General features: G+C 63.1%; 4 protein-coding genes. 2 read left to right on the forward strand and 2 right to left on the reverse strand.

The genetic code is table 11. The features are described from left to right. Nucleotides 1-13 precede the first annotated feature (13 nt). Together BUB39_RS15090 and BUB39_RS15095 are read left to right on the forward strand one after the other, a co-directional pair. The gene (locus BUB39_RS15090; RefSeq protein WP_073054825.1) at nt 14-820 is read left to right on the forward strand and encodes an alpha/beta fold hydrolase; all 807 of its coding nucleotides are present in this window, start codon (nt 14-16) and stop codon (nt 818-820) included. 27 nt (nt 821-847) lie between these two features. Next, complete coding sequence (locus BUB39_RS15095) at nt 848-2,404, forward strand: ABC transporter substrate-binding protein (RefSeq protein ID WP_073054827.1); 1,557 nt, start codon at nt 848-850, stop codon at nt 2,402-2,404. Between the two features lie 371 nt (nt 2,405-2,775). On the opposite strand, the gene BUB39_RS15100 is transcribed toward BUB39_RS15095, so the two are convergent. Both BUB39_RS15100 and BUB39_RS15105 read right to left on the reverse strand, forming a co-directional pair. Then, nucleotides 2,776-3,357: an invasion associated locus B family protein gene (locus BUB39_RS15100; protein WP_073054830.1), complete on the reverse strand. Its 582-nt coding sequence runs from the start codon at nt 3,355-3,357 to the stop codon at nt 2,776-2,778. A 121-nt stretch (nt 3,358-3,478) separates the two neighbouring features. Next, nucleotides 3,479-12,517, reverse strand: a complete 9,039-nt coding sequence (locus BUB39_RS15105; protein WP_139251490.1) for a hypothetical protein — start codon at nt 12,515-12,517, stop codon at nt 3,479-3,481. Nucleotides 12,518-12,616 lie beyond the last annotated feature (99 nt).

Here is a 12,616-nt window from a genome sequence, read left to right on the forward strand (position 1 = left end):
CAAGGAGGCCCTTATGCCGACAGCTCACGTGAATGGAATTACCATCAACTACGAGATCGACGGCAACGCGGCCGCCGAGGAAACCATCGTTCTTATCAACGGCCTCGCTGACGATCTGCTCTCTTGGGGCTTTCAGATTCCGGCTTTGGTCGATGCCGGCTATCGCGTGCTGCGCTTCGACAATCGCGGCATCGGCAAGACGGACCGGCCGCAGGGCCCCTACAGCTCCAGGCAGATGGCCGACGACGCCAAGGCGCTCGTCGATCATCTGGGGATCACGGGCTTCCACCTGATGGGCGTGTCGATGGGCGGCATGATCTCCGAGGAATATGCCCTCGCCTATCCGGGCGATCTCAAATCGCTCACACTCGCCTGCACCTATGGCAAGGCCGACGCTTTCTGCCAGACCATGTTCGCGATGTGGGCCGATCTCGCGAAGGAAGTCAGCGTGCCGTTCGTGATGCGCGACGTGGCGCTGTGGGCATTTACCGGCCCCTTCTTCGAGGAACGCCCCGGCGACGCCGCCGAATTCGCAGCGGCCATGGCGGCGCTAGACCAGACCACTGACGTCTATCTCGCCCAGCTTGCGGTGATCCAGGATCACGACGCCACCGCCCGCCTCGGTGAGATCAAGGTACCCACGCTGGTGCTGGCCGGCGAAGAAGACATCCTGATCCCGGTGCGGCTTTCCAGAAAGCTGTGCGAAGCCATTCCTGGCGCGCAATGGAAGACGGTTCCAGGCGGCCATGCCTGCCTCTGGGAGAGCCCCGATCCGTTCAACAGCGCCTTCATCGAGTTCGTTCGCAGTGTCTCCGCTTAGTCATCCGATCAGCCAAGGAACACGATCATGCAACCCGCATTCCGACGGCGCCCCAGCGGCGCAAGAACGCTGAAGCTCACCCTCGCTGCGCTCTCGCTCGGCGCGCTGCTTGCCGTCGCCGGCAGTCCAGCGATCGCTGCCGGGATCAAGGACGGCGGCGATCTTCGCGCTGCACTCACCGGTGAACCCGATGTGCTCGATCCGGCGACCTCCTCGGTCTACACCGGCGCCCAGGTCTATGAGGGCATCTTCAGCAAACTTGTCGATATGGATGCGTCCGGCAAGTTCGTCCCCGATCTGGCGACCTCGTGGACCCAGATCGACGACAAGACCTGGAAATTCGACCTCGTCGGAAACGCCGCGTTCCATAATGGCGAGAAGTTCACCTCGGCCGACGTGAAATACACCTTCGAGCGGATCCTCGATCCCAAGACCGCCAGTGCGTATGCCGGCCTCTACGCCCAGATCGAATCCGTCGATGCCAGCGATCCGGCCGTCGCCGTTTTTCATCTGAAGTCGGCCTTCGGACCGTTCCTCACCAACCTCGCTACCAATGGCGAAATCGTCAACAAGAAGGCTATCGAGAGCGGCGATCCGGCTCGCAACCCCGTCGGCACGGGTCCGTTCGAGTTCGTCGAATGGGTTCAGGGCGACCACATCACGCTCAAGAAGAACCCGAGCTATTTCAAGGCTGGCCTGCCGCATCTCGACAGTGTCACATTCAAGTTTCTCCCCGTCGACCAGAGCCGCATCGACTCGCTGTCCGCTGGTGAACTCGACTGGGCCGACGCCGTCCCGCTCAACCTCGTCCCGACGCTGGCGTTTGATCCGCGCTTCACCTATGTGACCAGCCCGGTCGCCGGCATCCCCGATTTCCTGGCCTTCAACACCAAGCAACCGCCCTTCAACAATCCGAAGGTTCGCCAGGCCGTTGCCCTCGCCATCAACCGTGCCGATATCCGCGACGTGGCTTACCTCGGCACCGGTGAACTCGGCCTCGAGGAAGTGCCGACCGGCTCGAAATGGTATGATCCGACCGGGATCTTCGCGGCCGAACCAGATATCGCCAAAGCCAAGCAGCTACTTTCGGAGGCTGGCTTTCCGAATGGCCTCGACGTCGAATATCTTGGCTTGCCGCAGTATCCGGAACTCTTGAAGACCGGCCAGGTCGTTCGCGACGAGCTTAAGGCGATCGGCATCAACATGACGATCAAGCCCGTCGATGTCTCGGTGTGGTACGATGCCTATGTCTCGGGCAAGTATCAGGTCACTAGCGCGTATCAGGAACGGACGATCGACCCCGACAATTTCTACTCGCTGGTCATCAAGTCGGGCGGCCCGATCAATACCGTGGGTTATTCCAATCCTGCCGTCGACACGCTCATCGACAAGGCCGCCGCAAGCTCCGACGAGGCCGAACGCAAGGATCTCTACAGGCAGATCCGCACGATCCTCACGAACGATGCACCGCTCGTGTTCTCGCACTACGAGACGCTCAATTATCTGATGAACAAGAATGTCACCGGATCGGTCATCACGCCGACGCTCAGCCTGCACATGGAGAATGTGGGCTTCGCGGAGTAGCCGAATAGCCGGCCATACAAACGAAGCGGCCAGCTCCATTGTGGGCTGGCCGCAATTCCTTCAGTCGCTTTCGACATGATGCGGGCAGAAATCAGATGCCGCCGTCGATGGCGTCCAGACTGCAGATGAACACGCTGACGGCTTGGTGCATTCCTCGCAACAAGACGGATGCCGGTCGAATTTCGCAGGTCGTCAACGTCCTGCCGCATGCAATGTCCGCCGCGTCCATCGGACGCGCGCGAGTGGACCACTTCTGCCCCCATTTGGACAGATGGCTAGCAACGCGTGCGGCATCGCCGCCAGCCGGTGGGCTCTAGCTCAAAGACGCCCAACACGACGAACGGGCCGTCACTCCGCGGCGATGCAGCGACTCAATCTCTCAGAGCTGGCACGGCTTCAGCGATTCCCTTCAGCGGAACCTTGAGGGCGATGGGCTGGCCAGTGGTTGCGACGAAGGTCACGGTCGCCTCGGCTGCCGCGCCCAATTCCTTGGAAAGCGCATTGTCGAACGGACCTGCAGCTTCGCAGCCCTGCGGATCGCAAAGGACATAATCGAACTTGCGGGGCTTCCCGGCGCCGACCGTCAACACGATGCCAGGCCTTGTCAGCACACCAAGTGGCACGCGCAGGGCAAAGATCGGCTTTCCAGTGGCGTCGTTGCCGATCTCCCAGACCAAGAGGTTCTGCTGAGTCTTGTTGTTGATCACCCGCAGATTGGCCGCGCAGGTTCGCTTGGCATCCTTCGACAGGCTGTCATGGCAGGTGACAGTCCAATTGTCATAGACAACCGTTTCCGTGCGCTGGGGCGCGCTGGCCGCCGGCTTCGGCGTGCTAGGCGCCGGCTTGGGCGCAGGGGTCTGGGCGAGAGCCTGTGACATCATCAGGCCCGCAAAGATGCCGATTGCCAAGCCGGCCCGGGCGGCCGGACGAGCAGAACCAAGCGCGCGTTGCATCTGGACTTCCTTCTTTGCGGATTGACACAGGGCCGTCGCGAGCCGAACCGGCGCCTTATAGTGAAGGCGGGCCGACCTCCGAAAGGTCGGCCCGCAATTTACGGCCACATAGGGTGTCGCTTTACCAGTTGTAGCGCACGCCCGTCAGCGTCGTCCCCGAGGTGAACTCGTTGTTGAACTTGACATCCGCGTTTACGAAGCCGCTCCAGCCGCTGTTCTTGCCGAAGAGATTGAGGCTGCCGCCCACCTCGCCGAAGGCGCCGCTGAAATCATCAGTGGCGGTGAACGGCGTGCCCGCGTTGAGGATCGTGGCGGCATTGTCGCCATCGAACTCGTACCACAGGCGACCGACGGCCGATGCTTCGATCCAGTAGGTCTCGGCATCATAGACGCGCCCGCCAAAGCGAGCGCCCACCGCGCCGCGCAGACTTTCGCCATCGTTGAATTCGACGGTTGTGTTCGAGACGCTGCCCATGTTGTCGATACTGGCATTGACATAAGCAAGCGTTGCGACCGGCTCGAAGAAAATCTGCGGCGTCCACTGGATGCGGTAACCCGAGTCGAGGACGAAGCCGAGGGACGTCACATCGGACGACTGGCTGGCCCCGCCATAGCTAGACAGCGTCGGCGCGGTGTAGTCGAGATTGAGGAAGTCCGCCTTGACGAGGCCGTCGAGGAAGAAACCGCCATTGATATAGGTGCCGTAGACACCAACCGTGCCGCCGCTGTAGTCGCCCGAAGTCGGGGAATTGTCGAAATTGAGCTGCGACTTGACATAGCCGCCGAGGACACCGAACAGCAGCGCCGACTTGTCGGTGATGTTGCCGCCGATATCGGCTCCGGCCATGAAGCCATAGGTGTTCTGGTTGTAGGACGTGTCGAAATCGAAGTTCTTGTCGAGCACGCTATAACCGACATTGCTGTCTCTGTTCATCCAGCTGCCGATCGCCTTGGCCCAGACGCCTGGAGCGAGGCTCTTCTGGGCGGCATCGGCCGCAGCGGTCGATGCATCAGCCGGCGTCGCCGAGGGCGGATTGAGGAAGTAGGAGCGAAGGTCGGCCTGACGATCAAGCCAGAGCCCTGCGGTCTCATGCCAGATCGTCTGCGCACCGGTGACGAAGGACGGAAACTCCAGCGCTTCCTGATCCGGAAGTCCGACGAGAAGCTGCGTCGTTCCTGTGGCCGTCGGCGCCGTTGCGAGATCGTAGAAGAACAGGCCTTTGTCAATGATTCCGCCAAATCGGCTCGAGTAGTTGTCCGAACTGGGATCGATCACGAAGTTGCCGGAAGCGATAGTGCCGTTCTGGGCCTCGACGACGGCAATGCCTGTCGGGTTGTAGCCGCCCGGTCCCGAATTGACGTCATTGATCAGGATCTGCGTCGTTCCGAATGTCACCTGGCCGGCGATCGGATTGCCGTTCACGTCGAGGCCACCGACCAACAGCATGTCGGACGTCGAACCGGAACCGCCCAGATAGGCGTCGACGGCCAGAGTGCTGTTTCCAACGCCGGTGAACGTCCCGCTGGTGTATGTGACGTCACGGTTGGCGTTGAAGGCGAGCTGACCGGCGCTTTCATCGCTGAGGCTCACCAGACCGACGCCGACGCCGGTCGGATCGCCGTTCACGAAGCTCTCCAGCGACGACAGGTTGGTCTGCTCCCCAACTGCGCCATTCAGCGCCGTCTGGATCCGGCCGGGATTGTTGAGCGTATCGAAACCGCCGCCGAGGCTGTTGTTGCCGACGACGACCCAGGTGTTCGAGCTGTAGTTGTTGAAGACGTCAGCGCTGTCGGTGAGGCCGATCCGGCCGACCAGCGTGCCGTAGTTGTTGATCGTCGTCGCGCCGCCAGTCGCCTCGATGGCCATGCGGATCGCCGCTGCCTCGAGATTGGCGTTGGACGGACTGCTGCCGTCATAAGGCCATGACGTGACCAAGGCGCCGCTGGCGATGTCGATCATCGCTCCGGTGCCGCTCGTCACCGAGAGCACCGCATTGTTCGAGTCGACACCCGACGCCGAGACCACCGAATTGGCTCCGATCGAGAGGGCTGCCGCGCCGCCACTGGCGATCGTGATGCCCCTGCCCGTTCCGGTCTCGTCGCTGTCACCACGGATGGCACTTCCGCTACCGATAGAGACGGCGACGTCGCCAGAAGCAGATGCCGAGACCGCATCCGTACCGGCCTTGACCAACGCTCCGGTCCCAACGGCCACAGTCGCGTCGTCGCTTCCGCCGCCGGCAGAATTAGTCACGACGATGCCCGTCCCGCCAACATAAACAGCGCTTTGCGAACCGGTGGTCACCGAGATGTCGCCCGAACCACCCGAGAGCTTGGTCGCGGAGATGCCAGCGGCGCTGGCCGAGATCGTAGTGCCATTTGCCGTCGTGATGACGGCGTCGCCATCCTGCGCTTCGCCATAGGCGATCAAGCCGTTGGCCGCAGACACATTGGCATTCGCCGAGATCGTGATGTCGCCTTCGCCATCGGTCTTGGAGACCGTCACGCCCGCATCGCCGGCAGAAATCTGGCCCGACATGGTGACGAGAAGATCGCCGTCGCCCGACTCTTGATCGACGCTGATGCCGTTGCCGCCCGCCGTGATGGCCGCGGCCGTGTTGACGATCACGGCGCTGGTGCCATCGCCGTCGCCGTACGACTTGCTGACCGAGATGCCGTCTCCGCCGGAAACGATCGTTCCGCTGAGCGTCGTCGATACCTGAACGAGACCCGCTCCGCCGACATTGACCACGGAAACGCCATCGCTGCCGGTGGACGCTCCCGAGCGGCCGCTGATCGGCCCATCGATGGCGACGGTGGTATCGCCATCGCCACCCTTGAACGCGAAGACGCCGAGCCCATCCGACTGCACGGAGGCGAGAACGTCGATATTGACATCACCGCTGCCCGCGCCAACGCCGGCGACACCGATGGTACCGGCCGCGACGGCGCCCGCGGTGGTGACGTCGACCGAGATATCTTGGCCTATGGCGATGCCGGCGACGCCGACGAGGCCCGCGGCCACCGTGCCCTCGTTGTCGACGACGACGTCATTGCCATCGCCGATGCCGAGGCCGATTACGCCGGCCGTCTCTGCGGTCACGCTGCCCGTCCCGGTATTCAGTACCGTCACGGCATTATCGTTGCCGAAGGCGAAGCCGCCGACACCGACAAGCCCGGCCACCACCGTGCCGCTGTTGCTGGTGGCAATCGTGTTGTCGTCGCCGACGCCGACACTGATGACCCCAGCGAGGTCGGGATCGACCGAGCCGTAATTGATGGTGTTGACGATATTGTTGTCGCCGACCACCAAGCCGCCAACGCCGATCTCGCCCGCCGTCACAGTGCCGCTATTGCCAACACCGACCGTGTTGCCATCACCGATGCCAACACCAATCACCCCGGCAAAGCCGGCGTCGACCACGCCTGCATCAGCATTGAGGACAAGCACCGAATTGTTATCGCCTGTCGCGAGGCCGCCGACGCCGATAAGCTCGGCCGTGACCGCTCCGGTATTGGTGGAGGTGATCGTGTTGCTGTCGCCATCGCCGACAGCGATCAACCCCGCCGCGTCCGAGTCGATGGTGCCGCGGTTCCTTGCATCAACGATGTTGTAATCGCCGAACGCAAGGCCGCCGACGCCAACCACCCCGGCTGTCGCTGAGCCGCTGTTTCCAACATCCACGGTATTGTCATCGCCGATGGCGACGCCGATGACCCCGGCAGCATCCGAAGACACAATGCCGTGGTTTCTTGCATCGACGATATTGTCATCACCGGCCACGAGACCGCCGACACCGACCAAGCCTGCTGCGACTGTGCCGTTGCTGCCAACGCCGACGATGTTGCCATCGCCGATGGCGATGCCCATCACCCCGGCAATGTCAGCGTCGACCGTGCCCTGGTTTCTGACGTCGACGGTATTGTTATCACCGTCCGCCAAGCCACCGACACCGACCAGACCAGCCGTCACCGTACCGTAGTTGCGGACGTCGACGGCGTTGTCATCACCGGCACCGACGCCAATCACACCCGCAAGGCCGGCCGTGACGGTCCCATCGTTCCTCGCCGCGACCGTGTCGTTGTCGCCGACGCCGAGTGCGCCGACGCCAACGAGGCCCGCAGCAACCACGCCGTTGTTTCCAACATTGATCGCACTGTCGTCGCCGATGCCGATCCCGATCACGCCGGCGACATCTGCCGTCACGCTGCCATTGCTGGCATTCATCACAGTGACTGCGCTGTCGTCGCCATAGGCGAGACCACCGACGCCGACGAGGCCGGCCGTCACCGAGCCGAAATTCTGAGTGCTGACGATGTTGCTGTCGCCGACGCCGACGCCGATCAATCCCGCAGTATCCGCCTCGATCGTGCCGCGGTTCCAAACGCCGACCACATTGCCGTCACCGACAGCTAGTCCGCCAACGCCGACCAGGCCGGCTGTGACGCTACCGCTGTTTCCAACACTAAGCTGGTTGCTATCGCCAATGCCGACGCCGATCACGCCGGCAAGGCCCGCATCGACCGTGCCGAAACGGTCGTTCAGCACGCTCACCGAGCTGTCGTCGCCATAGGCAAGCCCGCCGACGCCGACGAGGCCCGCCGTCACTGCGCCGTTGTTGCTGACCGAGATCGAATTGTCGTCGCCGACGGCCACGCCGATGACGCCCGCGAGGCCTGCATCGACCGCGCCGTAATTCCGCACATCGACGGCGTTCTCGTCGCCAACAGCCAGCCCCCCGACACCCACGAGGCCGGCCGTCACCGAGCCATAGTTGCGAGCGCTGACACTGTTGTCTTCACCGACTGCGACACCGATCAGCCCTGCGGTATCTGCGTCGATCGAACCACTGTTCCTCACACCCACCGAGCTGTCGTCGCCGACGACAAGCCCGCCGACGCCCACCAAGCCGGCCGTGACTATGCCGCTATTTCCGACGCGAACCCGGTTGTCGTCGCCGATACCAACGCCGATCACGCCGGCAAGGCCCGCATCGACCGTGCCGTCGCGATCATTCAGCACGCTCACGGAGCTATCATCGCCATAGGCAAGCCCGCCGACGCCGATGAGACCGGCAGTAACCGCGCCGTTATTGCTGACCGAGATTGTGTTGTCGTCGCCGACACCCACACCGATCACGCCAGCGATGCCGGCATCGACCGTGCCGTAATTCCTCGCCTCGATCGAGTTGTCGTCGCCGACCGCCAGACCGGCGACGCCCACGAGGCCGGCGATCACATGGCCGCTGTTTCCAGCTTCGACCCTGTTGTCGTCACCGATGCCGATGCCGACCACGCCGGCGATGTCCGAGGTCACGCTGCCATTGCCGGCGTTCACCGCCGTCACCGCGCTATCGTCGCCATAGGAAAGTGCGCCGACGCCGACGACGCCAGCCGTTATCGAGCCGAAATTGCGGGCGCTGACGCTGTTGTCGTCGCCGACGCCGACACCGATCAGCCCTGCGACATCGGCGTCGATCGTGCCGCTATTTCTTACGCTGACCAGGTTGTCATCGCCGACAACGAGGCCACCAACGCCCACCAGACCTGCCGTGACGGTGCCGTTGTTTCCGGCACGAACCGTATTGTCATCGCCGATGGCAACGCCGATCACGCCCGCGAGACCGGCGTTCACATTACCGTAGCTGTCGTTCAGGACGGTGACCGAGCTGTCGTCGCCATAGGCAAGACCGCCGACGCCGATCAGGCCCGCGGTCACCGCACCATTGTTGTCAGCCGAAATCGTGTTGTCGTCGCCAACGCCAACGCCGATCACCCCGAAGATACCGGCGTTCACCGTCGTGTAATTGATCGCGTCGATCGTGTTGCCATCGCCAACTCCGAGCGCTCCAACTCCGAAAACGCCCGCCGTGATCGTGCCCTTGTTGGTCGCATCGACCGTGTTGCCGTCACCGATTCCGACGCCCAGTGCACCCGCGAGACCGGCGTTCACATTACCGTAGCTGTCGTTCAGGACGGTGACCGAGCTGTCGTCGCCATAGGCAAGACCGCCGACGCCGATCAGGCCAGCCGTGACCGCGCCATTGTTGCCAGCCGAGATCGTATTATCGTCGCCAATACCCACGCCGATGACACCGACGATGCCGGCGTTCACGGTCGTGTAGTTCATCGCGTCAATGGTGTTGCCATCGCCGACGCCGAGCGCTCCCACACCGACCACGCCGGCCGTGATCGCGCCCTTGTTGGTGGCGGAGATCGTGTTGCCATCGCCGATACCAACGCCCAGCGCACCGGCGAGTCCCGCATTCACGTTGCCGTAGCTGTCGTTCAGGACGGTGACCGAGCTGTCGTCGCCATAGGCAAGGCCGCCGACGCCGATGAGACCGGCGGTGACCGCGCCATTGTTGCCAGCCGTAATTGTGTTGTCATCGCCAACACCCACGCCGATCACGCCGACGATGCCTGCGTTCACGGTCGTGTAGTTCATCGCGTCAATGGTGTTGCCATCACCGACGCCGAGCGCGCCCACACCAACCACGCCCGCCGTGATTGTGCCCTTGTTGGTTGCGGAGATCGTGTTCCCGTCGCCGATTCCGACGCCCAGCGCACCGGCGAGGCCCGCATTCACGTTGCCGTAGCTGTCGTTCAGGACGGTGACCGAGCTGTCGTCGCCATAGGCAAGACCGCCGACGCCGATCAGGCCAGCGGTGACGGTGCCGTTGTTGCCGGCCGTAATTGTGTTGTCATCGCCAACACCCACGCCGATCACGCCAACGATGCCTGCGTTCACTGTCGTGTAGTTCATCGCATCGACGGTGTTGCCGTCGCCGACGCCGAGTGCGCCGACACCGACCACGCCCGCCGTGATCGTGCCCTTGTTGGTCGCATCGACCGTGTTGCCGTCACCAATGCCGACTGCCAGCGCGCCTGCGAGGCCGGCGTCGACCGTGCCGTAGCTGTCATTGAGGACGGTGACCGAATTGTCGTCGCCGACCGCGAGGCCACCCAGGCCGATCAGACCGGCCGACACCGAGCCGTTGTTGATCAGCAGCGACTCGTTGCCATCTCCTATGGCCAGCGTTCCGACGCCGATCAGGTAGTTGTCGACAGTGCCGGTATTGTTGATGCCGACATCCGCAATCCCCAGAACATTGCCATCGCCGATCTTGACGGCTCCGACGCCAAGCAGCGCCGTCGGCGCGCTCGAGGTGACGTCGCCATCGTTATGGACGACGACGCGACCCTCACCGACATTTGCAGCGATGACGCCAATCACGTCGGCGTCAACCGAGCTGCCAGCCGACGTCGAGCTGATCGCCGTGCCATTGCCGATCGTCAGGGAGGCCAGGCCGATCAGCGGAGGATCGATATCGCCGTTCAGCGTGGCGGTTGCGTCACCCTGGTTGGAGATCGCGGCGACGCCGACGATGCCACCCGAGATCTTTCCGTTCGCTGTGACATTGGTGTCACCGAACGTGTTGAAGCCGACGACGCCGGCATAGCTGCCGGTCACATCACCAGTCTTGACGTCGACGGTACCGGGCGTGCCTCCGGTGGCAAGCGATCCGGCAAGGACGCCAACGCCGTTATTGCCGAGGACGGTGCCGCCGGTAGTGTCGACGCTGACCTCGTTGCCGCCATTGCCGACGCCAAGCGCGATCACGCCGCTGCCGTTGGTTCCGGTGATATCGCCCGACGTATTGACGTCGACGACCGCCTTGCCATTGCCGAGCGGGAGGCTTGAGGGATCGGAGAAATCGAGCGAACCGAGATCGAGTGTCGTGGGGTCGACCGTCACGCTGCCCGCAACCGCCAGCACACCAACATCGGCTCCGGTGATGTTGGCGGAGCCGGTAACGTCAGTCTCGGCGATGCCAGGCGTACCACCAAGAGCGCCGCTTACGGCAATGGCCGAAACGCCGATGCCGTTTGTGCCAGTCACGGATTCGCCGTCGGCGTTCACCGTGGTCTGAACATCCATATTGGCGCCAAGCGCCAGCGCGTTGATGCCGTTTTCGTTGCCGAGGACAGTCGAGGTGCCCATGGTGTCGACGGTCGTAGCGCCGCCGAGACCGAGGGCACCGGTCGAGATCGCCGCGATACCGTCGCCGGACTGGCCTGTCACCGAACCGCCGGTGACGTTGACGACGGCGCCGCCCCCCACCGTCAGCGCGTTGATGCCGTTGTCACCGCCGACAACGGTTGTCCCGTTGGTCGTGATGTCGGCGGAGATGCCATTGACATTGATGCCGTTGCCGGAGGTTCCCGTGACCGAGCCACCTGTGAGGTCGATCGTGTTGGCCCCGCCAAGAGCATTGATGCCGTTGTCGGCGCCGATCACAGTCGTGCCATCCGTCGTGATCGAATTGAGAAGGCCGTTGGTGGTGATGCCGTTGGCGCCATTGCCGGTCACGGTTCCGCCGGTCAGGTTCAACGTATTGGCGGCGCTCTTGGCGTTGATGCCGTTCTGGCCGCCCGTGATGTCGGTTCCGTTGGTCGTGATCGACGTCGAAATATCTGCGGCGCCGCCATCGGAAAGAATGCCGTCGCCGGCCGTGCCCGTGACCGATCCGCCCGTCAGGTTGGCGACGTTGTTGGCACCGTCTAGATGGATTCCGTTGTTCGATCCGAGGACCACCGTGTTCGTTGTCTTGACAGTGGCGGTACCCAGTACTGGCACCGTCGAATGAGCAAAAATGCCGTCACCATTGTTGCCCGTGACGGTGGTGGTTCCGCCAACTGCACCGTTGATGGTAACGGTCGCGCTCGTTCCAACAGCGTTGATGCCGGAATTGGCGCCGGTCACATTTGATCCGGAGCCGCCCGTATAGGTGGCCGACCCGAGGGTCGCGCCGAGGACGTCAACGCCATTCTGCCCGGAAATCGTGCTCGTCACCGAGCCGTTGTTCTTGAAGGCCGCATTCGGTGCCAGGTTGCCGCCCTTTACGCCGGCTCCAGCGCCCGTGACGCTGACACCGCTGTTGACCGTGACAGTGACGGTGCCGACCTGCAAGCCGGCGGGCGAAGTGAGGCGGTTGCCGGTGGTGGTTGTGGTGTTGCTGCTATAGGTCTTGTCGGCCTGGGCGGGCGCCGCTGCGCCAACAATCAAGGCAAGGGCAAGTGTCGTCGCAATTCCCGTAGAACTCAGAAGACGGGCGCGGGATTCGGCCAGCTGGCCATTCCCCGAGGTTGCGCTCAAGACGTCATTTTTCGCCCATGCAAACGACAGCATTCCATTCCCCCACAATCCGCCCGCCGCTGACTGCCCAGCACAATGCCTAATTGGGAGGCGAATGGT

Origin of the sequence: Kaistia soli DSM 19436 (assembly GCF_900129325.1) — a bacterium.
GTDB classification, from domain to species: Bacteria; Pseudomonadota; Alphaproteobacteria; order Rhizobiales; family Kaistiaceae; genus Kaistia; species Kaistia soli.

Excerpts from the sequence above, each read along its gene's own strand:
- BUB39_RS15090 (WP_073054825.1), top strand. The coding sequence starts at position 14 with ATGCCGACAGCTCACGTGAATGGAATTACCATCAACTACGAGATCGAC.
- BUB39_RS15095 (WP_073054827.1), top strand. The coding sequence starts at position 848 with ATGCAACCCGCATTCCGACGGCGCCCCAGCGGCGCAAGAACGCTGAAG.
- BUB39_RS15100 (WP_073054830.1), bottom strand. The coding sequence starts at position 3,357 with ATGCAACGCGCGCTTGGTTCTGCTCGTCCGGCCGCCCGGGCCGGCTTG.